Origin of the sequence: Streptomyces sp. NPDC092370 (assembly GCF_044755265.1) — a bacterium.
Taxonomy (GTDB): Bacteria; Actinomycetota; Actinomycetes; order Streptomycetales; family Streptomycetaceae; genus Streptomyces.
On the sequence record NZ_JBIVQO010000013.1, the window covers coordinates 47605 to 71020 of the forward strand.

Here is a 23416-nt window from a genome sequence, read left to right on the forward strand (position 1 = left end):
ACAACGACCGAGGGAGACATCGGTGGCAACGCTGAGCGACCGGCTGTCCAGCCTGGACGAAGACCAACGCCGCGCCCTACGGGAACGATTCCGTACCGAGCGGCTCGACCTGAGCGACTTCACAGCGCTGTACGCGGCGGAGAACGCGGCCACCGAGCTGCCCTCACCGGCCCAGGAGCGCCTCTGGTTCATGCAGCAACTGGCGCCGGACAGCCCCTTTTACAACCTGCCGGCCGGCTATCGCATCCGCGGGCCACTCGACGTCACGGCACTGCGCCGGGCGCTGGACACGGTCATGGCTCAGCAACCAGAACTGCGGAGCAACCTCGTCGACCGGGGCGGCACCCCGTACGTCGAGGTGCACACGGACCGCGGCATGCCCCTGCTGTTCAAGGACCTGAGCGGCATGCCGGCCGGCGAACGCGAGCGGACCACCGGGGAACTGATGGCCCGGGAGGAGAGTGAACCCTTCGATCTGGCCAAGGACGCGCTGATCCGCGGCAGACTGCTGCGGCTCGGCCCGGAAGACCATCTGCTGCTGGTGACGATCCATCACGCGGTCGCCGACGGCTGGTCCTTGCTCGTCTTCATCCGTGATCTGGTGACCGCGTACGACGCGGCCCGGGACCCGACGCGCCAAACCCTGGACCCCCCTTCGGTGCGGTACTGCGACTTCAAGGCGTGGCAACGGCGTGAACTCGCCGGTCCGCGGCTGGCGGATCGGCTCGCATACTGGGAGTCCGCCCTGCAGGACGTGCCCACGGTGCTCGAACTGCCCACCGACCGGCCGCGCCCCGCCGAGCAGGCCTTCCACGGCGCCGTGCACCGGTTCCGGGTGCCCCAGGACACCCTGGCCGCCGTGCGCCGGCTGGCCGGCGAGGAGAACGCCACCCTTTTCATGATCACACTGGCCGCGTTCCAGACCGTACTGGGTCGCTACGCGCGCGTCGAAGACCTGGTGGTCGGTACGCCCGACGCCGGACGGCGGCACGAAGAACTCGAGCGCGTCATCGGGTTCTTCGTCAACACGCTGGTCCTGCGGGCCGACCTGTCCGGCGACCCGAGCTTCCGCCACCTGATCCGCAGGGCCCGGGCCACCGCGCTGTCCGCCTACGAGAACGCCGAGGTCCCCTTCGACCGCCTGGTCGACCTCGTCAGCGCCCGGCGGGACCTCTCCCATTCGCCGCTGGTACAGGTGATGTTCCAGTTGGTGACCAACGAAGAGCGGCACTGGCGGACGACCGGCGCCCACCCGGTGGAGTTCGAACTGGTCGATCTGCCGCCGACGGTGACCCGCTTCGACATCGAGTTCTACCTCAGCGAGTGCGAGGACGGGCAATTCGAGGGCTGGATCGCCTACAGCTCCGACCTGTTCGACGAGGGGACGATCGCAGGCTTCGCGGAGCACTTCCTCGAACTGCTGGCGGACGGCGCCCGCCGACCGGACAGCAGGATCTCCGAACTGCGCTGGCTGACCGACGCCGAACTGGCGCGGGTGCGTGAGTGGGGCAAGGGCCCGCGGACCGGTGACGCGACCGTCCCTGTCACCCGGCTGATCGCCGACCGGGCGGCCGAGCATCCCGACGCCACAGCGATCGAGGGCGGCACCCGCAGCTGCACGTACGCGGAGCTCCAGCGCCGCGCGGACAACCTGGCGCACTGGCTGCGCGCGAGCGGCGTCGGCCCCGGCGATGTGGTGGCGGTACGCCTGGCCCGGCAGGTGGACCTCGCCGCGGCGTGGCTCGGCGTACTCCGCTCCGGCGCCGCCTACCTGCCGCTGGATCCCGACTATCCGCGCGAACGCCAGCGCTACATCGCGGCCGACAGTCGTGCCGCCGTGATGCTCACCGACGGCGCGGACGTGAGCGATCTGCTGCCGCCCGGCGTGCTCGCCCGCCCCCTGGACGAGGTGCCGGCGGTCGACGCGGTGGGCACGCTGCCCGACCCGGACCCCGAAGCAGGCGCGTACGTCATCTACACCTCCGGTTCCACCGGGCGCCCCAAGGGCGTTCTCGTACCGCACCGGGCCCTGCAGAACTTCTGCGCCTGGCATCTGCGGGCCCACGAGATCGACCGCACGGACCGGGCGAGCATGCTGGCCGCGCTCGGCTTCGACGCGGCTGCCTGGGAGTTGTGGGCGCACCTGGTGGCGGGCGCGAGCGTGCACCTCGTGCCCGACGACATCCGGCTGGACCCCGACGCTCTGCTGGACTGGTTCGACCGCACGGAGATCTCCTCGGCGTTCCTGCCCACCGCGCTGGCCGAGAGCGTCCTGACGGCCGGCGAGGCATCAGGAGTGCAGCCACGCGCGTTGCGCGTCATCTTCACCGGCGGGGACCGGCTGCGCCGCGGCAAACCGGCGGGCGTGCGCTACCGCTTCACCAACAACTACGGACCCACCGAGAACACCATCATCTCCGTCTGGACGGATGTGACCGCCGACGACCGGCAGCCGCCCATCGGCACACCGGTCGACAACACCCGGGTCTACGTCCTGGACGGAGCCGGCCACGACGTACCGGTCGGGGTACCGGGCGAGCTGTACCTGGCAGGCCCGCAGGTCGCTCTCGGGTACCTGCACCGCCCGGAACTCACCGGGGAGCGTTTCGTGCGCGACCCGTTCGACGACGACCCCAAGGCGCGGATGTACGCCACCGGCGACCTGGTGCGCTGGCGCCCGGACGGCCGGATCGACTTCCTCGGCCGGATCGACGACCAGGTGCAGATCCGCGGGTTCCGGGTTGAACCCGGAGAGATCCAGACGGTGTTGTCGGAGCACGAGGACGTCCGCGACTGCGTGGTCCTCGCCCACCAGGAACACGACACCGTCGTGCTGTCGGCGTTTGTCGTGGGTCCGCAGGACGAGTCGGCCGCGCCGCGCCTGCGGCAGCACCTGCTGAAGACACTGCCCGCGTACATGGTGCCGAGCTCGTTCACGTTCCTGGCCGAGTTGCCCGCCACCGACAACGGCAAGCTGGATCGGGCGGCGCTCCTGGAGCGCTCCCGCACCGCCGCCCCGACCGAACTGACCCCCGCACAACGGCCACGCGGAGACGCCGAGCAGGCGGTCGCCGAGATCATGGCCGAGGTCCTCGGTGGATTCAGGCTCGGACGCACCGACGACTTCTTCAGCCACGGTGGTTCGTCGCTGCTCGCGACGCGGGTGCTCGCCCGGGTGGGGGAGCGGCTCGGAGTACGGCCCAGCCTCAGGACGTTCTTCGAGGCGCCCACGATCAGCGGCATCGCGGCCGCGGCGGGCGGGTGATCCGGCCATGAGCGCACCACTGCCGCTGGTGACCAGCCAAGCCGGACTCTGGCTGGTGGAGCAATGGGCACCGGATCGACCGGTCTACAACATTCCCACCGTGCTGCGCCTGACCGGCCGGCTCGACCCGGACGCCCTGGTCGCCGCCCTCCGCGAACTGGGGTCCCGGCACGAGGCACTGCACGCGCGTTTCGAGCTGCACGACGGTGAACCGGTGCAGCGGCTCGGCGCGCGTGCTCCCGCGCCGGTCCGCCACGAGACGCTGAGCGTGCCGTCCGGCGGGGACCGGGACGTCACACTCAGGGCGCGGATCGACGAGGAGGCCGGACGCCGGTTCGATCTTGCCGGTGGGTGCCTGCTGCGCGCCCTCCTGCTCGACGTCGGGCCGCGGGAATGGGTGCTGGTGCTCACCGTGCACCACATCGTCGCCGACGGCTGGTCGGTCGGTCTGCTCCTGGAGGACCTCAGCGCGCTGTACGCGACGCGCACCGGCGGCTCCGGGACACTGCCGCAGCCGGGGGACTATCGCACCGCCGTCGAGGAGACCGTGGCCGCCGCAGGCGCCGCGGATGCCCACCTCGACTTCTGGCGGGGTGAACTCGCGGGCCTGGAGCCCCTGGACCTGCCGATCGCCGCGCCCCCCGGCCCCGGCGCCGAGTACGAGGGCGCAACCGTCGTCCACTCGGTGCCGCTGGCCGGCCGGCTCACGGAGCTGGCTCGCACGCGGGGATGCACTCCCTACCTGCTCACCATGGCCGGCTTCGTGGCACTGCTGCACAGACTGAGCGGCCAGCAGTCCTTCGCCCTCGGCACCGCGATCAACAGCCGGCCGAGCAGCGAAGCGGAGCGCGTGGTCGGCCTGTTCGTCACGATGGTGGCGCTGCGCTGCGACATCGACGGCGAGATGTCCTTCATGGATCTGGTGCGCCGGCTGAGGGGCAGCGTGGCCGATGCCGTGGACCACGCGGCGGTGCCGTTCGACCGGGTGGTCCAGCACGTCGGCGCCGGCCGGGAGAGCGGCCGCAACCCGCTGTTCCAGACCGCCTTCAACTATCAGGAGGAGGTCGGCGACGCCCTGCGGCTGGCCCATGTCCAGGTCGCACCCATGGAGACCGAACTCGGCATCGCGCGCTTCGACCTGAACGTGGTGGCGGTGGCGGCCGGCGAGAGCCTGCGTGTCGAGGCCGAGTACGCGAGCGCCCGCTTCGATGCCGGTACGGTCGAGCGGCTGCTCGGCCAGTACGCCACGCTCCTGACCGCGGCACTGGCCGAACCGGACCGTCCGCTGGCGTCGTTGCCGTTGCTGCCCGAGCCGGAACGGACCATCGTGCACGGCTGGAGCCGCCCGGACCGCACCTTCGACGTGCGGGGCACCCTGCACGGCCTGGTGGCCGAGCAGGCCCGGCGGCGCCCGGACGCCCCCGCCGTCAGCGGCGAGGACGACGGCCCGCGCCCGATGACCTACCGAGAGCTGGACGAGCGGGCGAACCATCTCGCTGCACGGCTGAAGGCGGTGGGTGTGCTCCCCGGAGACCGAGTGGCGGTGTGCGTGCCGCGTGAGCCGGTGCTCGTCGTCGCCATGCTCGCCGCGCTGAAAGCGGGCGCGGCGTATCTGCCGCTGGACCCGAACTACCCCGTCGAGCGGCTGCGTCTGCTCTGCGAGGACGCCCGGCCGACGGCGGTGCTGACCACCGACGGGTTGCGTACGCGACTGCCGGCGGACCTGACGGCCGTCGAGGTGCACGACACCGACCGCGCGCCCGAGCCGCCGCCGGAACCCGCCTCGACCGCGGACACCGCGTACGTCATCTACACCTCCGGCTCGACCGGGCGCCCCAAGGGCGTGCGCGTGAGCCACGCCAACGTCGTCCGGTTGTTCACCGCCACCGACGACTGGTTCTCGTTCGCGGCCGACGACGTCTGGACCTGTTACCACTCCGCCGCTTTCGACTTCTCGGTGTGGGAGATCTGGGGCGCTCTGCTGTCGGGAGCGCAGGTGGTCCTGGTCTCCGAGGACCTGGCGCGCGATCCTGCCGCCTTCCGTGACCTGCTGGCCCGGCGTCGGGTCACGGTGCTCAGCCAGACACCGGCGGCCTTCCGCCAACTGAGCCAGGTGGAAGCCGCCCGAGCCGACGCCCCGGACCTGTCCCTGCGCACGGTCGTCTTCGGCGGCGAGGCGCTGGACTACGGTTCGCTGCGGCCTTGGTTCGACCGGTACGGGGACGACCGGCCCGTGCTGGTCAACATGTACGGCATCACCGAGACGACGGTCCACGTCACCTACCGGCGTGTCCGGTCGTCGGACGCCCGCGAGCCGGGCGGACACAGCCCGATCGGGGTGCCGCTTCCCGACCTGTCGGTGCGGGTGGTCGACCGGTACGGGAACGACCAGCCCATCGGCGTGGCCGGTGAGATGCTCGTCGGCGGGGCCGGCGTCGCCGACGGCTATCTGAACCGCCCCGAACTGACCGCCCAGCGCTTCGGAACCCACCCGGAGACCGGAGAGCGCTTCTACCGCAGCGGTGACCTGGCGGCCCGTCTGCCGTCCGGTGAGCTGGACTACCGAGGCCGCGCCGACCAGCAGGTGAAGGTGCGCGGGTATCGCATCGAGCCAGGCGAGATACAGGCCGCGATCGGCGAGTTCCCCGGCGTACACGAGTCCTTCGTGACCGTCAGGGACGACGACGGCGACCGCCGGCTGGTGGCCTACGTGGTGGCCCGCCCGGAACCGGACGCCGACGGCCTCCGCGGGCACCTGGCCGGACGGCTCCCCGCGCACCTGGTTCCTCAGTTGCTCATCTTCCTGCCTCGGCTGCCACTGACCGGGAACGGCAAGGTCGACCGCACACGGCTGCCCGGCCCGGGAGAGCAGGGAGCCGTCGCGAGTACGTCGTCGCCGCCGCGCAACGACCTGGAACGCCTGGTGGCGGAGGTCGTGGCCGACGTGGTGCCTCACCCCGTAGGAGTGCACGACGACTTCTTCGCCCTCGGCGGGACCTCCCTCGGCATGACCCGGGTGCTGGCCACGCTACGGCAGCGGACGGGCGTGCGACTGGGCGTCCGGGAGTTCTTCGGGCAACCGACCGTGGCGGGACTCGCAACGGCGATCGCCCCCCGGGCACGCACGTCGGGAACCGGCCGCCGCCGCTCCGCACGGCGGGCCGATCTCGTGCCGTTGCGCGCCGGCACCGGCGAGCCGATGTTCTGCATCCACCCCAGCGGCGGTACGGCCCTGTGCTACCTGACCCTGGCCGCGGTGCTGCCCGGCACCTTCCCGATGGTCGGCGTGCAGGCGGTCGGTCTCGACGGGGACACCGCTCCGCTCGACACGGTCGAGGAGATGGCGGCGCACTACCGGGACCGGATCGTCCACGAGTGCCCGGCCGGGCCCGTGGACCTGCTCGGCTGGTCGTACGGCGGCGTCGTCGCGTTCGAGACGGCCCGGCTGCTGCGCGAACAGGACCGCCCCACCCGGGTCGTACTGCTCGACGCCCCCGCACCCGATCCCGAACCGGAACCGGATCGGGCGGACCTCCTGACACGGTTCGCCGCCGACATCGCCGCGATGACGGGCACCACCCTTCCGGCGGACCTGGACATGCGGACGCTGGCCCCCCTCGGGCCACGCGAACAACTGGTCACGGTGCACCAGGCGCTGTGCCGGTGCGGTGCCCTGACCCCCGAAACCGATGTCGATCAGCTTGCGGCGCGGGCCGAGGTGTTCGTGGCCAACCTGCGCGCGCTGGCCCGCTACCGGCCGACCGGCACCTACGACGATCCGCTGATGCTGGTGCGCGCCGCCGACTCCCCGGACCTCTCCTGGGCGTGGAGCGCGTACTCGGCAGCAGCATTCGCCGACGTGGTCGTGCCCGGTGACCACTACAGCCTGGTCGACCAGGAGATCGGCGTCACCGCCGCGCACATCGACGCGTGGCTCTCCGGCCAACTTCAGACGAGGTGAGACATGTTTACCGTCGGTCAAGAGGATCGTACGCGTCCGGCCGAGGTGCTCGGCGGGCCGCACGGCGATCCCGAGCTGCTCCGTCGGCTCTTCACCACCATGTGCCGGATCCGCGCCTTCGAGGAGGAGGCCCTGGCTCTGCGCACCTCGGGCGAGATCCCCGGCGTCATCCATCCGTACATCGGACACGAGGCGATCGCCACGGGAATGTGTTCCGTGCTCGGTGAGGACGACTGGGTCGGCAGCTACTACCGCTCGCACGGTCACGCCCTCGCACACGGTTGCGCGCAGGACGTGATGATGGCCGAACTGTTCGGCAAGGACACCGGCTCCTGCCGTGGCAAGGGCGGCTCCATGCATCTGATGGACCTCGGCCGGCGGTTCCTCGGCGGCACCTCCATCGTGGCGGCGGGCATTCCGCACGCCGCCGGAGCGGCCCTGGCCGCCCAGATGGAGGGGCGCGGCGTCGTCCTGTCGTTCTTCGGTGAGGGCGCCACCGGCTCGGGAATCTTCCACGAGACGATGAACATCGCCAGCGCCCAGTCGCTGCCCGTGGTCTTCGTCTGCGAGAACAACATGTACCAGGATCACACCCGCACCGACCAGGTGGCCCCGTCCACCGACTTCGAGCGCTTCGGCCTGGGTCACCTGATGGAGTCACAGACCGTCGACGGCAATGACGTCCTGGCCGTGCACAGGGCCGCGGCCGAGGCCGTGGATCACGCCCGGTCCGGCGCCGGCCCGGTCTTCATCCAGGCCATGACCTACCTGACCTATTACCACAGCCAACTCGGTACACCCCCGCTGGAGTACCGGCCGGCCGACGAGGTCGCCCACTGGGCTGCCCGGGACCCGATCCTGCTGGCCCGCCACGAGCTCGTCGCCGCCGGTGTGCCGGCCGCCGAACTGGACCGCGTCGAGGACCGGGCCGTCCAGGAGACGGCTGCGGCCGTCGAGTTCGCCCGCCGTTCCCCCGAGCCCGACCGTCAGGAGGCGACCACCGATGTCTACGTCGACTGAACCCATGTCTGCCGAGGCCCCCTACGCCGTACCGATGTCGGTGCAGTCGAGCATCGACGTCGTCGTGCGCGAGCAGCTCCTGCGCGACCCCAAGGCGATCCTGATGGGCTGTCACCCGCTGGAGGACTGGGTCGACGAATTCGGACCGCACCGCGTGCGCACCTGCGCCATCTCCGAACCGGCGATGGTCGGCATGGCCGTCGGCGCGGCCGTTCGCGGCTGGCACCCGATCGTCGACCTGGTGCGCTCCTCGTTCGCCTTCGTCGCCGCCGATCAGATCATCAACCAGGCGGCGAAGCTGCGCTACATCTCCGGCGGCCAGTACCGTCTGCAGCTCACCCTGCGGGCCTCCACCCGGACGGAACTCGGCCTCGCCGCACAGCACGAGCAGACACCGTTCGGTGTGTTCATGCAGAGTCCGGGCCTCAAGGTGGTCGTACCCGGCACCACCGACGACTCCGGTGCGCTGCTGCGCGCGTCGTTCGACGACCCCAACCCCGTGATCTTCTTCGAATCACCGCAGCTCGCCGCCGGGCCCGCCGACGCCGATCCGGTCGGTGACAACCCGGTCATCGGCACCGCCAGGCGACTGCGCGCCGGAACCCAGGTCACTGTGGTCGGCATCGGCGCGGGCGTCACCGTGGCGCTCGGTGCCCTCGACGGGCTGACTGCCGCGGGCATAGACGCCGAGGTGATCGACCTGCGCTCCCTGGTCCCCCTGGACGCCGACGCGGTACGCGAGTCGGTCCGCCGCACCGGACGGCTGCTGGTGGTCGAGGAGGGTCCGGCCGGATCCGCCGCCGCGGCCGAGGTCATCGCCCGGGTCTGCGCCGACCAGGAGACCTTCGGACGACTGCGGGCCCCCGCCGCCCGTGTGACCGCGGCGGCTGTCCCCATGCCGTTCAACCCCGGACTCGAACGCGCCGCGCTGCCCGACACCGACGCGGTGCTGGCCGCCGCCGTCGACCTGCTCGGCTGACCCGACGACACGGAGGAGACATTCCATGACCGAGATCAGTCAGCGGTCCGTACAGAGCCAGGTGGATCGCCGTCGGCAGTTCCTGGAGCGTCTGCGGGCCGAGAAGCCTACCGTCGCACCGGCCGGTGAGCCGCTGAGTGGCCAGCAGGAACACGCCTGGGTGCTGAGCCGCGCCGCCCGGGACCGGTCGGCCGGACGGTTCGCCGCCGACCTTCTGCTCGCCGGTCCGGTGGACCGGCTCAGGCTGCGGGCCGCGCTCGAACGCCTCGTCAACGCCGTACCGCTGCTCCGGACCGTCTTCGTGGAGGAGGGCGACGCCGTACGCCAGCAGCTGTCGAGTGACCCGGGCGACGTGGTCGTCGAACTACCCGACGGCGCGGGGCCGCGGCTCGCCGAAGCCGCGGACGGGCCACCGGTGCGGTTCTCGATGTGGCGTGACCCTGCCGGCGAGCACATCACGGTCGTATCGTCGGCGCTCGTGCTCGACCGTGCCTCGCTGCGCCCGCTGAGCGATCAGCTGGCCGCCCTGTACCAGGCGCAGGACCCGAGCACCGCCGAGCTGCGGGGTGCCGGCGACTACACGGCGTACGCGCACCAGCGCAGCACCTGGCTGACCGGCCCGGAAGGCCAGGAGGCGCTGGCCACCCTGACCAAGGAACTGACCGGCGTCGAGCCGGCCGAACTGCCGGTCGACCGGCCCTATCCCTCCCATCTGCCGGTGGCTTCGGACCAGGCCCGTCTTCGCCTGCCGGCCGGACTGCTCGCCCGTCTCGACGAGATCGCCGAGGGACTCGGTGCGCTGCCCGAGAGCATCCTGCTCGCCGGATACGCGTTGCTGCTCTCCCGCCACGGCGGCCAGCGTGACGTGACCGTCGGCGTACCGGTCTCCGACCGTGACGCGACATGGACGGACCTGATCGGCAACGCCACCAATCTGCTGCCCGTACGCACCGTGCTCCCCCACGACGCGACCGTCGGTGACGTCGTCAGGGGTGTCGACATCTCCCTGCGCTCGGCCCATGGCCTGGCCCGGGTGCCGTTCCCGCGGATCGTCGAGGCGGTGAACCCGGACCGCGACCGCAACCGCGGGCCTCTGACCCAGACGACCTTCCAGGTGCGACAGGCCGAGAAGGCACGGCCGTTCGGGCAGGATGCGACAGCACAGTGGACGGTGCTCGTCGACCGGCCGTACGCCGCCGAGCTGTCCCTCACCGTGCTGCGCGACGGCGACGGCGCCGAAGTGGTGCTCGACTACGCCACCGACCTTTTCGACGCGGCGAGCGCCGAGGCGTTGCTCGCCCGCTACGAGAGGGTGCTCCGCTGCGTGACGGACCGGCCCCAGGAGCTCGCGGCCGACCTGGAGGTGCTGCCGCCACGAGAGCGGGCCCTGGTTCTGGAAGAGTGGAACGACAGCGTCCGCGAGGAGCCCCCGGCCGTCATCACCGACTTGTTCGACGATCGCGCCGCGGCGGATCCCGACGCCGTGGCGGTGACCTACGAGGACGTCGAGCTCACCTACGGCGAGCTGCGGGACCGCGCCAACCGGCTGGCACAGCACCTGCTCACCTCCCGGCTGCGCCCCGAGGACCGGGTGGCCGTCTTCCTGCCCCGATCGGTCGACTCGGTGGTCGCGATCCTCGCGGTGCTCAAGGCGGGCGGCGCGTACGTGCCCGTCGACGTGGACTTCCCCGCCGGCCGGGTGGAGACGATCATGCAGGACGCCGCGCCCACCGCGGTCATCAGCACATATGAGCTGACCCGCCAACTGCCTCGCGGTCCCTGGCTGGAAATCCTCCTGGACGACGACGCGGCCGACATCGACCGAGCGCCCGCCGAGGCGCCTCGGACCGGCCCGCGACCGGACAGCCTGGCGTACGTCATCTACACCTCAGGCAGTTCGGGCAAGCCGAAGGGGGTGCTGGTCGAGCACCGTGCCGTCACCAACTTCATCCACAACACACAGGAGATGTTCGGCCTCTCCCCGGACGACAACGTCCTGCAGTTCGCCACGCCGACCTTCGACGTCTCGGTGTTCGAGATCTTCGGAGCGCTGCTCAGCGGCGCCGCGCTGCATCTGTGCGGCAAGGAGGAGCGCTACTCCACGGACAACCTCACCCGGCTGATGCGACGTCGGCACATCAGCGTGGTGGACCTGCCCCCGGCCGTGCTCGAACTGCTGGACCCCGGTGACTTCCCGGACCTGCGCATCGTGTTCGTCGGTGGCGAGGCCTTCTCGGGCGAGCTGACCACCCGTTGGGCGGCCGACGGCCGGCGGTTCTTCAACGGATACGGCCCGACCGAGACCACCGTGACCGTCATCGCCAAGGAGTGCACCGGCGAGTGGACCAAGTCGCCCCCGATCGGCCGGGCGATGGGCAACCACCATGCCTACGTACTCGACGAGCGACTCCGTCCGCTCCCGGTCGGGGTCCGTGGCGAGCTGTATGTCAGCGGCCTCGGAGCGGCGCGCGGCTACCTGAACCGGCCCGACCTCACCGAAGAGGTGTTCTCCCAAGACCCGTTCGGAACGGGCTGGCGAATGTACCGCACCGGCGACCTGGCCCGCTGGACCTGGGACGGTGAGCTGGTGTACGAGGGCCGGGCGGACCGGCAGGTGAAGATCCGCGGCATCCGTATCGAGCTCGGCGAGATCGAACGCGTCCTGCTCGAACACCCCCAGGTGCGCCAGGGGCTGGTCAGGACCGTCATCGGCGCGGGCGGCGAGACGCGGCTGGCCGCCTACTTCGTGCCCCGCCCGGGAGCGCGCCCTCGCATCGCCGCCCTGCGCGCGTTCGTCGCCGGGAAACTGCCCAGCTACATGGTGCCGAACGAGTTCACCGAGATCTCCGAGATCCCGCTGACCGCCAGCGGCAAGGTGGACCTGGCCGCACTGCCGGCGGGCGACGATGCCTGGCAGCAGGACGACGGCGCCACCGCGCAGGAGTCCGCCCCCGCTACCGAGACCGAGCGGGTCGTCGCCGAGGAGATCTTCGCGCCGCTGCTCTCGACGGAGCGCGTGGGAGCCGAACAGAACTTCTTCCAACTCGGCGGCAGCAGCCTGCAGGCCACGCAGGTGCTCTCCCGGATCCGACGCATCTTCGACGTGGAGGTCTCGGTGGGTGAGTTCTTCCGGGAACCCACCGTACGCAGCCTGGCAGCAGTAGTGGACGGTCTGCGCACCGCCGCCCCGGCCACCAGCGGTGACAGCCTGGAAGAAGCCCTCGCCCAGCTGGAGGCGGACCGATGAAGGCGGCCGTGCTCCACGAGCCGGGTCAGGACCTCGTCATGGAGGACATCCGGCTCGACGGACCGAGCCGCCCGGGTGAAGTGGAGGTGCAGATCGTCGCATCGGCGGTCTGCCGCTCCGACGTGCACTGCTGGGAGGGCGGATTTCCGGTCTACCCGCTCCCATTCATTCCGGGACACGAGGCCGCGGGCATCGTCACCGGCGTCGCCCAGGGCACCACCCGGGTGCGCGAGGGTGACCACGTCGTCGTCACCTGGAACTCCAGCTGTGGCGAGTGCTGGCACTGCGCGCGCGGCGAGCGGATCCACTGCCTGGGCATCCGCAGCCGGTACGGCCGACTGCACGACGGCACGGTGCGCACCCATCTCGCCGGCGCCGACGGCGCTCCCGTGTACCGGGGGATGGACGCGGGCACGTTCTGTGAGCGAGGCGTCTTCCACGAGAATGCCCTGGTTCCCCTGGACGAGGATGTGCCGATCGAGATCGGCGCGATGCTCGGCTGCACCGTCGTCACCGGAACCGGAGCGGCGCTCAACACCGCACGGGTGCGCCGCGGCGACCGGGTAGCGGTCATCGGTGCGGGCGCAGTCGGGCTGTGTGCCGTGCAGGGTGCCCGGATAGCCGGCGCCGAGCAGATCATCGCTGTCGACGTATCCGACGACCGTCTCGCCACGGCGGCGAAGGTGGGCGCGACCGACCTGGTCGACGCCTCCCAGACGGAGGTGAGCGGCGCGGTCGCCGAGCTGACCGGCGGGATCGGAGTCGACTTCGCCTTCGAGGTGGTGGGTGTCCCGGAGACGATGGAGCAGGCGCTCACCTTGATCCGCCGGGGTGGCAGCGTCGTCCTGGTCGGCAGTTCACCCCGCTACGAGAAGATGTCGATCGTGCCCGGAATCCTGACGCTGACCGGCCGTAACCTCCTGGGCTGTTGCTACGGCTCCGCGAACATCGACCGGGATCTGCCCCGGCTCATCCAGTACTGGCGCTCCGGCGAACTGGACCTGCGTCCATTGATGAGCAACGAGCGACCGCTGAGCGAAGTCAATGATGCCCTGGCCGAACTGCGGGCAGGAGAACAGGTGCGCACCATCCTGCGCCCGTGACGGACGCGGGGCGGGCACGCTGGCGACCCCAGGGGAGTGGGAGACGTTGAAGACGGAGAACCCGGTGTCGGCGCAGCCCTCCTCGCTCTGGCGGCACGGAGACTTCCTCAAGCTCTGGGGAGGGCAGAGCGTCTCGCTGCTCGGCACGTATGTCACGGCGTTCGTCCTGCCGTTGATGGGCGTGCTGATGCTGGACGCGAGCGCGACACAACTGGGGGTGCTGCGTGCCCTGGAGTATCTGCCGTTCGCCGTGCTGGCGCTGCCGGTCGGCCTCTGGGTGGACCGGGTGCGCCAGCGCCGCGTGATGATCATCACGAACTTCGTCCGAGCCGCTGTGCTGGCCGTCGTCCCCCTCGTCGCCTGGCTCGGTCATCTGCAGATGGGGCACTTGTACGCGCTGGCTCTGGTTCTCGGAGCCGGCGCGGTCTTCTTCGACATCTGCTATCTCTCCCAGTTGCCGACGATCGTGCCGCCGTCGCAACTGCTGGACGGCAACAGCAAACTCACGGCCAGCACCAGCGTCGCCGATGTCGGCGGCCCGGCCCTGGGCGGCATGCTCGTACAGGTACTGACCGCCCCGGTCGTTCTGCTGTTCGACGCGATCAGCTACGTCATCTCGGCAGTCAGTCTCATGAGGATCCGGAAGCCGGAACCGCCACCGCAGCGCGAACCAGCCGAGGGGAAAAGCCTGCGGCGGGAGCTGTTCGCCGGAGTAAGGCTCATCTTCGCGGATCCGTACCTGCGAGTCGTCGCGGCCGATGGGATGCTGTTCAACGTCCTCGTGCAGGTGATCGAAATTCTGATCATTCCCTACGCCATCCGGGATCTGCACTACAGCCCCGGTCTCCTCGGCGTGGTACTCACCGCGATGGCGGCGGGCAGCATCCCGGGCGCCCTGGGCGCCCAGTGGTTGGTCTCCCGATTCGGTTACGGCCGGATGGTGATGGCCGGGGTCGTCCTGCACAGCTCGGGCCCGCTGATCCTCGCGACCGCTGCGGGAGGCCGGCTGCCGACCGTCATCCTCATCGCCGTCGGCCTCGCGGTGATGGGGTTCGGTATCGGCCTGACCAACGCGCTTGGAACGACGCTCCGTCAGATACGTACTCCGCGTCGCCTGTTGGGCCGGATGAACGCCGGTATGCGGCTCATGCTGTACGGCTCCATTCCGCTGGGCGCGCTGCTGGCCGGCCTGCTCGGCGAGACGCTGGGCAACCGTGAAGGACTGCTGGTGGCCGCCGTCACCCTCTTCCTCGGGCTGCCCATCGTGTGGTTCTCACCCGTGCGCAAGCTGGCGGATGTCATGGACGGTGCCGTCGAGTGACCGTACGCGGGCCAGGGGAGCCCAACAGGCGGGCGTTCAGGCGTTTGGGCGGTCATCGGTATTCGCTCTGCGGTGACCGGGACGGCTACATCCTGGACGGTGTCAGCCGGGCGCGCATGCACGGCTACGGCGGAGCGACGTTGATCAGGTCACTGTGGCCCTGATCCGAGGCAGGCACTGCCGGTCGCGGCCGTACCGTACCGGCCCCAGGCGAGCAGCACCGCCGGCGCGGCGGCCCTCGCGGCCCATGGCCCGTGCGGGATCGATGATCGTCCACACCGCTTCAAACGACTACCCGCGGCGCAAGCAGGCCGCCGCCACCCGGATCGGGATGGAGAATCCGAGCCCCGGGTACATCAAGCACCGCGCAAAGCGCGCAGGGTCCGAGCACAGCGGCTTGGTGCCTCGCGCCCGCGCCCCGTGCGCCGAGCCTGGCCTGTGCCTCTCGCGCAGAAGAGGCCCGAAAACGGCTCGGCGGCGCCCGCGTGGTGAGCGCGGGCGCCGCCGGAGCGATGCAGAGGGCGAGGAAAGCGAAGGAACTCGGTTCAGGAAAGGAGTGAGAAGGAAGTCCCTTCATGGCCTCGCCGACGGCAACGCTAGCACTCAGCCCGGGATCAGGTCGCGCAGATTTTCGAGGGTGACGACTCGAGAGCCTGCGGGGAGCCCCTCGGGGCGTTCGAGCCCGATGTACGTGACCGGCTCGTCCAGGACAGTCTCGTCGTCCCACAGCTTCACGGCCGTGGCGCCGTCGGACATCAGACCGACCAGATGGCGCACCGTCAGGTACTCGCGTTCCACGAGGGCACGCACCACCTTGGACACCGACATCTGGTTCTCCTCCACCCGGTTGGCCGACGAGATGCCTCTCAGGTACAGGTGCAGCCACTTCGCGCGCCACCGGCCGTCGTCCTCGCGCCGGAACACCAGCGGCAGCGCCACTCGGCCCACCCCGCGCAGTTCCGATTTCATCCGCACCGTGCGAGGCTCGAACGGCCGGCCCTTCTGCTCGCCGTCGCGCACCATGAAACCGAAGAACGACTCCTCGGCTTCCTCGAAGCCCTCGCCGGCATAGATGTTCACCTGCGGAACGATGAAGGTGCTGCGCACCCGGGCGAGGGAGAGGTTGATGAACTCCGAGGCCCCGTCGGGCGCCTCGGTGACATCGCCCGAGTGCTTGCCCCCGACAGCCTTGAGGGAGGTGTAGGAGAGCCAGGAATCGGTGCTGTAGTCGGTGTGGAGAAGCAGGGCCGAGAGATCGTAGTCGGTCCGCTTCTCGGCCTGCTTCCAGTACACGAAGAAGCGCAGATGCTCGCCGTCGACCGCCGAGATCGAACCGCGCGGCAGTACGCCGAGCCCGGCCGCGGTCGCCCTGCCGCTGAGCGGGAGCGCCACGTCGAGGACATCGGGGTCGACCAGCAGCCGGCCCGGTGCCGGGAGCCTGCGGCGCAGCTCGGCGTCGAGGGCGGTGATCAGGCGGTCGCGGTCGGCGGCGGGTACCGGCGGCCGGGCGTCGGGAGCGACCCAGCCGCGGCCTCGGCGGTTGACGAAGATCCGCGGCTGGTCGCTCGCCCGCTCCCGGTTCTGGAAGTGCTCGCGGACGGACAGCAGGACCCGGCCGGAGACCTCGGGAGCCGTCTCCACCGCGGCGGCCACCACCGCGTCGCGCTCTGCCTGGTCGGCGGCGATACGCAGCAGAAGGTCCAGGGCGCGGAACAACTTGCCGGGAGCGGACTTCAGCAACTGCACAGCACCGAGGACGTCGGACGCGTCGAGCAGCTTCTCGAGGCGGCTGTCGAAGGACCGCGCCTCCTTCTCACCCCGAGCCACGGCGAAAACATCGGCCGCGTGCGGCCACTGCCGATACTCGTGCGGGTGAAGACGCTCTCCGAGTCGCTTGAACGGCTCACGGTAGGCGTGTACGTCGGCCAGCTTGGCGGGGTTCGCCGAGACCACGGCGTCCAGGCCCGCGAGCAGCTTCCGGCGCACCGGTCGAGGGAAGCCCCGGAACCGGGTCGGCTCCTGCAGCGTCACGTCGCCGCCCGAAAGCGCGCAGGCCAGCCGCAGCACATCGACGACGGTGTCGAGCATGAGGTCCGCGCCGACGGCGAGACGTGCCTCGTTGACGATCGCGCGGTTCTCCCTGACCGGGATCGACTCCGGCTGGGGGCCGAGCGCGCACCGCTCGGCCAGGACCTTGAGATCGCCCAGGTGGTCATCGCCCAGTGGCGTCGTGCTGCCCGCCAGGGCCAGGTACAGGTCGGTGAGTTCGTCGTCCAGGTCGCGTCCGAGGTGCAGGACGGTCACCCGGTCGCCCGCCGAGGCGATCAGTTCGTCCTGCGCCGCGAGCATCTCCTCGTAGGTGTGCTGGTAGCGGCCGTACGTGGGCAGGCTGAGCAGGTCCAGTACCCCGTGCGCCAACTGCGTCAGTACGTTCCCGCGCGACGCGTCGTCGGCGAGCGCCTTGGTCACACAGCGCATCCAGAACTCTTCGGTGTCCGGCACGTTCGCCGGGAAGTCGATGAAGTACGCGTTGTGCCGGACGTGATCGCCGACCATCTCGCTCACGGTACGCAGCGTCCGCTCGGCGGTGTGGACGACGGCGGCCTCGGACAGCCCGGACAGCCGTTCCAGCGCCTCCGCCGAGAGCTTGAAGCCGACGGAGGCCAGCGTCGCGTCGAACTGCCGCGCGGCGATGGCGCCTTCTCCGGCGGAGCCCTTGGGGGAGGGGATGCGGTGGGTGTGCCGGATGACCAGTGATTCCAGACCGTGCGCCATTCGGGGATGATCGCAGATCTGTGCGAACCGACGCACGGGATTTCCTGGTCGCACCCGGCTTCCCCCGGACTGTTCGTCTTGAACCGCCGAGTGCCGCCCGGTTCGCTCCCGCATCGCGCCGACCTGCCGGGCCATGACCGGCCCGGCGGCCTGTCGCACAGCGGCGAGAATGCGCCGATAGTCCGGCGGGAGCATGGTCTCCTCCACGTCCCCTGCGCGGTTCGGGATCAGCATCACCGCCCGGCCGCCTGCGTGACCAGGCGCCGGCGCGGCCGAGGCACGCTCGTCAGTGAGCTGTTCGCTCACCCGCTCAAGGACCCGTCCGGCGACGGCGAGTTCGTCCCGCTCTGCCGCACCTGCGCCAGCTGCTTGATCAGCTGTTCTTCGAGCTCGTCCAGTTCCGCACGCCGCGCGGTGATCCGTTCCAGCAGTTCGGATCCATGCGCCTGGTCGGAGATGGCCGCCCGCCCCCGACGAGCAGGAACCAGCGAACCGTCCGGCTCCGTCGGACGATCTCCTCCGCAGACTGCCGCCGACGACCAGCGCGAGGACCACGAGACCCGGTCACACCAGCCCTTCAAGTCGGCGGAGATTCACGGGAAGACACTGTCACCGAGCATCAAGGGCATTCACGGATATATGGTACAAACTGCGTGTTCTCCGAGTTCGTTGACCATCAGCCCAGCGAGGTGCACCCCGATGAGAAGGCTTTTGCGTAGCCGCCGTGCGCGGCTGACACTGGCGGTGTCGTTGACCGCCCTGTGCGCGGGCCTGGTCCCGCTGGCAGGCGGCACCCCGGCGTCGGCCACACACGGGTGGAGGACTACCTGGGCGGACGGCTTCAACGGTCCGGCAGGGAGCCGGCCCGACAGTCGGAAATGGGTGGTCGATGTCGGCACCGGGTACCCCGGCGGTCCGCCCAACTGGGGTACCGGGGAGGTGCAGACCTACACCGCCGACCCGGCCAACATCAGCCACGACGGCCGGGGCAACCTGCGGATCACCCCGCTGCGGGACTCGGCGGGAAGGTGGACTTCCGGGCGTATCGAGACACGCCGCAGCGACTTCAGGCCTCCGGCCGGCGGGCGCATGCGCATCCAGGCCCGCATCCGACTGCCCGCCGCCACCGGCGCGGCAGCCGAAGGGTACTGGCCGGCCTTCTGGACTCTGGGCGCCTCGTACCGGGCGGGAGTGCCCTCCCCGACGTCCGGCGAGTTCGACATCATGGAGAACGTCAACGGCCTGAACCGCACCTGGGGCGTGATGCACTGCGGCACACCCACCGCAGGGCCGTGCAATGAGAGCACCGGCCTGGCCGCCAGCACCACCTGTCCCGGGGCCCGCTGCACCGGCGTCTTCCACACCTACACCCTCGAGTGGGACCGCCGCACCTCCACCGAGCGGTTGCACTGGTACGTGGACGGGCGGCGCTACCACACCGTCAGCTCCACACAGATCGACCCGGCGACCTGGCAGGCAGCCACTGCTCAGGGGCACTTCCTCCTGCTGAACCTCGCCATCGGCGGCGGCTTCCCCAACGCTCTGGCCGGGCACCCCACTCCCACACCGCAGACCCGCCCCGGTTACCCCATGCTCGTCGACTACGTCGCCGTCTTCATCGCCACCCCGCACTGACCCTGTCCAGGCCGGCAGATCTGCGGCCACCCGTGGCGCGGTGTGGCCGCTCACCGTGATGACCCTCCCTCTGGTGAGGTCCGACGTCACCCCATTCCACCCACAAGTGATCGTCCGGCTCTTGGCGGGACGGCCCGCCCCTGGCTGTGTCATCGACGCCGTTCGGCAGAGGCGCGACGCATCTCCCGGCATCACCGGATGTCCGTGGGTGGATCGCGATCGGGGGTCGGTTGCCCCGTCAGGACTGCCGGAGCGCCGCGACGTCGAACTCCAGCGTCACCTTCTCGCTGACCAGACCACCCCCACCCCGCCCTGGCCGGCGCCGCAGTGCCCCTTTCCCCCCTTGGGGCGGAGGCCGTTGCGGAGAACCTCACCTTCGGCTCGGGTCACGTCGTTCTGGATGCTCTGACCGGTGCGCCCGGCACATCGTCGACGAGCACAACCGGGACCGCCGGTTCCCTGCTCGATCCCGCCATCGCGCGGCACTCGGTCGAGCACCAGTGGGGTGCGGGACGCTGGTCACGGACCGGGGCGGGGGCTCCCTCGGTATGCGGTCGTCAAACACCGGCCAGGAGCCGCTCACGATCGGCTCGCCGGGCGCCCTCGGAGTAGCCGTAGCCCGTGACGAACGCCTCAACGACTTCCCAGTCGGGGACCGACTTGCCCCAGGCGGCGCCCGAGACAGCTGCGGTGGAGTACCGGTTCCGGACCGAGACGTTCGGCGGACGCGCGGAGGAATGTGGACGACGGCTGGTGGACCACGCAGGCGCGGTCGAGGCCGCGCGCTGCCTCGACCGCCCCGCCTTCACATGGCTGTCCCCCGGCACGCTGACGGCGTGGGACCGGGCACCGGGATGACGGCCGGGCGACGCGCCGCGGTCGGCACCGGACGCGGACCCGGGACCTGAGCGGGGATGCGTTCCAGCACCCCGCCGGCGAAGACGTCGTACAGCGGCAGCGTCTGCAGGTGGACATACCCGATGTGGCAGTCGCAGGCAGCGAGCGGGCAGACGCGCGGACGCAGGGCGGCGCGGTACGAGCCGTCGTAGAGGTTGCCCAGCGGGGTGCGGACGAAGTGGCAGCGGCGGACGGTGCCGTCGCCGTCGACCGAGATCACGGAGTCGCCGGTGCGGCACGGCAGACCGGCGCTGGTGTGCGGGTGACGGCTGTACGGGAAGAGCGGGTCCAGGGCCGTCCACAGGTCGGCTTCGGCGTCCGTGTAGGAGTGGCCTTCGGCGGCGTTGACCCACAGGTAGACGTGCTCCGGCAGGTCCGCGCGCAGCCGACGGGCCGCCTCGAGGTGCTCGGGCAGTCCGACGACGCCGACGCTGAACCGGATCCCGCGCGCGGCCAGGCCGCCGCACTTCGTCAGGAACCGGTCGTAGGGGGTCTGGCCCGGGTGGTAGGTGCACCACAGGGCGATGGTGCCGGGATCGGCCTCGGCGAGCCAGTCGGTGCGGCAGCTCAGGTTGGTCTGGATCGCCACCCGCCGGATGTGCGGCAGACGAGACAGGTCCGCGAGGGCGCGCCGGTACCAGGAGCGCACCAGGCCCTCGCCCCAGGGGGTGAACAGCAGGGACAGACGGTCCTCGGTCCGGTCCGCGGCCCAGGCGGCGAAGCGTTCCAGCGCGGCGCGATCGGCCCGCAGCTGGGCGCCGGTGTCGCGGCGCTTGGCGAACGGGCAGTAGGGACAGTCGTAGTCGCAGGAGGCGAGCGGGCCACGGTAGAGGAGGGTGAGGTCCATGAGGGCCGGTCACTTCCTCTCGTAGGCGGCCATCGCGGCGCGCACGGCGGGGGAGAACAGGGCGGGGCCGATCGCGTCGGAGTGGGCGAGGCCTTCCGGGCTGAGCCGGAGGGTCTCGGAGCCGCCGTCGGCCAGCCAGCCGAGTTCGGCGAATGCGGCCAGTTCGGGGCCGAAGTCGTCGGCGGGGGTGGCGCCGAAGCGGGCCCGGTAGTCGTCGAGACGCAGTCCCTCGGCCTGGAGGAGCGACTGCAGCAGATGACGGCGGCGCGCCTCGCGGGCGTCCATGGCGTAGCCGACCTCGGCGTGGGAGAAGTCGGTGGCATGGACGTAGTCGTCGATGATCGCGCGGATCTCCTGCATGCCCACGGCGTAGTCGAAGGAGTAGTGCAGGTCGGCGGTGTACGAGCGGGCGCCGCAGCCGAGGCCGATCATGCCGTCCGTCTGGCAGGCGTAGTCGTCGGCCCCCTGCGGCGGGGTGTCGGCACGGCGGAACATGCGCATGGACTGCTGGGTGTAGCCGTGCGCGAGAAGGTGGTCTCGGCCGGCGCGGTACAACCGGAGCCGCTGCTCGTCCCACGCGGGGTCGGGGCCGCCCCCGCGGCGATCGAGGCCGGTGAGGGGGCGCACGTACAGGGGGTAGAGGTACAGCTCCTCGGGCCGCCAGGCCAGGGCCGCGTCCAGGGATCGGCGCCAGGTGTCCTCCGTCTGGCCGTCGATGCCGTAGATCAGGTCGATGTTGAGCACCGGGATGCGGGCGTCGCGGACGCGTCCGAGCGCGGACTCCACAGCGGCGCGGCGCTGCGGGCGTACGGCGGCGCGGGCCTCGGAGTCGACGAAGCTCTGCACGCCCAGGCTGAGGCGGGTGGCGCCCCGGGCGGCCAGAACCGCCAGCCGGTCGGCGGTGGCGGTGGCGGGCGAGGCCTCGACCGACAGGGGGACGGCGCGCAGGTCGGCTCCCATGCGGTGCTCGGCGATGTCGCAGAGGCGCTCCAGCTCGGCGGCGGTGAGGAAGGTGGGGGTGCCGCCGCCGAAGGCCGCGGTGGCGAAGCGGACCTTCTCGCCGTCTCCGAGCGCCTCACGTACGGCGTCCGCCTGGCGTTCCAGGGCGTCCAGGTAGGCGCCGGTCAGGCCGTCCGGGGCACCGATGCGGGTGAAGAGGTTGCAGAAGCCGCAGCGGACCTCGCAGAAGGGGATGTGCAGGTAGAGGGAGAGGGCGTCCTTGGGCTCGGCGGCCCACAGAGAGGCGAGCGCGGGACGGTGGGGGAGGGGGCGGTAGGCCGTCTTGTGGGGGTAGGCGTAGACGTAGCTCTGGTAGGGGCCGCCGGCGGGGGTGGCCGGTGCGGCGGGGGTCTTTGGGGTTTGGGGTGCGGCCGTCGGAGACGTGGTGAGGGTGGCCGGGGTTTGGGTTGCGGTCTTCGGAGATGCGGTAGCGGTCATCGGGCGGCCTCGGTCGGGCGGGCGTCGGGGCGCGTCGCGGGTGTGGTCGTGGAAGGTGCGGGTTCGAGGAAGAAGTGGCCGTACGGCACGGTCCAGACGCAGTCGTGACCGAGACGGTGGCCCGTGTAGCCGCCGTCGCCGTAGGCGGTTCCGTGGTCGGAGCAGACGATCGCGAAGCAGCGGCGCCGGCTGCTCGCGGCGGCGAACAGCCGCCCGATGTGCCGGTCGACGTACTCCAGCGCGGCAGCGTGCGTCTCGCGGGTGTCGCCGTCCTCCCGTGTCGCTCCGGGCCGGTGGAACCAGTTCGGCTGGTGAAGGGCGGATACGTTGACGAACAGGAACAGCCGCCGCTCGGCGGGAAGTTCGCTGATCACGCGTTCCGCGCGGGCCACCTGGTTCTCGAAGGACGCGGGTGAGGTGACGCCGAACTCAGGCTCCCAGTGCGACTCCTCGAAGAGGCCCGGGAGGACCGAGCCGAGCGGGCCCTGCTTGTTGAAGAAGCCCACCCCTCCGACGCAGACGGTGTGGTAGCCCACCTTCGCCAGCCCGGAGACGAGGTCGGGGGTGTCGTAGACGAAGGTCTTCGAGGCGGTGGTCTCGCTGCCCGCGAAGCTCGCCGCGAACAGCCTCGGGTGCGGTCCGGGTGCGGCCGGGGTGGGCAGAAAGCCCGCGAAGATCGCCTGGTGCGAGGCGTAGGTGAAACTGCCCGGGGCGTGCCGCTTCTCCCATCGGCCGCCGGGCAGGTGGCGGGTCAGGTTGGGTATGCGTCCGGCGGCCGCGAGTTCGGCGGCGACGTCGTAGCGCAGGGTGTCGAGGGTGACGAGGAGCAGGTCGTGACTGCCGACGATCTCGTTCATGTCCGGCTCGCCCGCTGCCGGCGTGGGCGGGAGCGGCACAGGGGTCGGTGCGGGCGAGGGCATGGGCGCTTG

At 70.9% G+C, this 23416-nt stretch carries 12 protein-coding genes; 8 read left to right on the forward strand and 4 right to left on the reverse strand.

What is annotated here, in order from left to right:
- Positions 1-22 precede the first annotated feature (22 nt).
- Genes ACIQHQ_RS31125 through ACIQHQ_RS31155 form a run of 7 tightly spaced genes read left to right on the forward strand, consistent with a single transcriptional unit; the run spans position 23 to position 14896 of the window.
- Positions 23-3265: an amino acid adenylation domain-containing protein gene (locus tag ACIQHQ_RS31125; RefSeq protein WP_402618202.1), complete on the forward strand. Its 3243-nt coding sequence runs from the start codon at positions 23-25 to the stop codon at positions 3263-3265.
- Positions 3266-3272: 7 nt separating this feature from the next.
- Entirely contained in the window at positions 3273-7226 is a 3954-nt protein-coding gene (locus ACIQHQ_RS31130; protein ID WP_402618205.1) for an amino acid adenylation domain-containing protein, read from the forward strand.
- A gap of 3 nt (positions 7227-7229) precedes the next feature.
- Positions 7230-8246 (forward strand): thiamine pyrophosphate-dependent dehydrogenase E1 component subunit alpha, encoded by a 1017-nt coding sequence (locus tag ACIQHQ_RS31135; RefSeq protein ID WP_402618208.1) that lies wholly within the window; start codon positions 7230-7232, stop codon positions 8244-8246.
- Positions 8247-8250: 4 nt separating this feature from the next.
- Complete coding sequence (locus ACIQHQ_RS31140; protein ID WP_402618210.1) at positions 8251-9225, forward strand: alpha-ketoacid dehydrogenase subunit beta; 975 nt, start codon at positions 8251-8253, stop codon at positions 9223-9225.
- Positions 9226-9250: 25 nt separating this feature from the next.
- Positions 9251-12472 carry an amino acid adenylation domain-containing protein gene (locus ACIQHQ_RS31145; RefSeq protein ID WP_402618213.1) on the forward strand — a complete coding sequence of 1074 codons (3222 nt, stop codon included), beginning with the start codon at positions 9251-9253 and terminating at the stop codon, positions 12470-12472.
- Positions 12469-13575 carry a Zn-dependent alcohol dehydrogenase gene (locus tag ACIQHQ_RS31150; protein ID WP_402618216.1) on the forward strand — a complete coding sequence of 369 codons (1107 nt, stop codon included), beginning with the start codon at positions 12469-12471 and terminating at the stop codon, positions 13573-13575. Before ACIQHQ_RS31145 ends, ACIQHQ_RS31150 begins: the two co-directional genes overlap by 4 nt.
- A gap of 46 nt (positions 13576-13621) precedes the next feature.
- A complete protein-coding gene (locus tag ACIQHQ_RS31155) occupies positions 13622-14896 on the forward strand; it encodes an MFS transporter (RefSeq protein WP_402618218.1) in 1275 nt (424 codons plus the stop codon).
- Between the two features lie 603 nt (positions 14897-15499).
- Here ACIQHQ_RS31155 and ACIQHQ_RS31160 read toward each other — a convergent pair.
- Positions 15500-17671: a hypothetical protein gene (locus ACIQHQ_RS31160; protein ID WP_402618221.1), complete on the reverse strand. Its 2172-nt coding sequence runs from the start codon at positions 17669-17671 to the stop codon at positions 15500-15502.
- A 939-nt stretch (positions 17672-18610) separates the two neighbouring features.
- On the opposite strand from ACIQHQ_RS31160, the gene ACIQHQ_RS31165 reads away from it, so the two are divergent.
- Positions 18611-19306, forward strand: a complete 696-nt coding sequence (locus ACIQHQ_RS31165) for a family 16 glycosylhydrolase (protein WP_402618224.1) — start codon at positions 18611-18613, stop codon at positions 19304-19306.
- Positions 19307-20111: 805 nt separating this feature from the next.
- On the opposite strand, the gene ACIQHQ_RS31170 is transcribed toward ACIQHQ_RS31165, so the two are convergent.
- From ACIQHQ_RS31170 to ACIQHQ_RS31180, 3 genes are read right to left on the reverse strand one after another with little or no spacing between them, the layout of a single operon-like run.
- Entirely contained in the window at positions 20112-21050 is a 939-nt protein-coding gene (locus ACIQHQ_RS31170) for an STM4011 family radical SAM protein (RefSeq protein ID WP_402618227.1), read from the reverse strand.
- Between the two features lie 9 nt (positions 21051-21059).
- Positions 21060-22487, reverse strand: a complete 1428-nt coding sequence (locus ACIQHQ_RS31175; RefSeq protein WP_402618230.1) for an STM4012 family radical SAM protein — start codon at positions 22485-22487, stop codon at positions 21060-21062.
- Positions 22484-23344, reverse strand: coding sequence for an STM4013/SEN3800 family hydrolase (locus ACIQHQ_RS31180; protein WP_402618232.1), 861 nt, complete (start codon positions 23342-23344; stop codon positions 22484-22486). Before ACIQHQ_RS31180 ends, ACIQHQ_RS31175 begins: the two co-directional genes overlap by 4 nt.
- Positions 23345-23416: the final 72 nt, after the last annotated feature.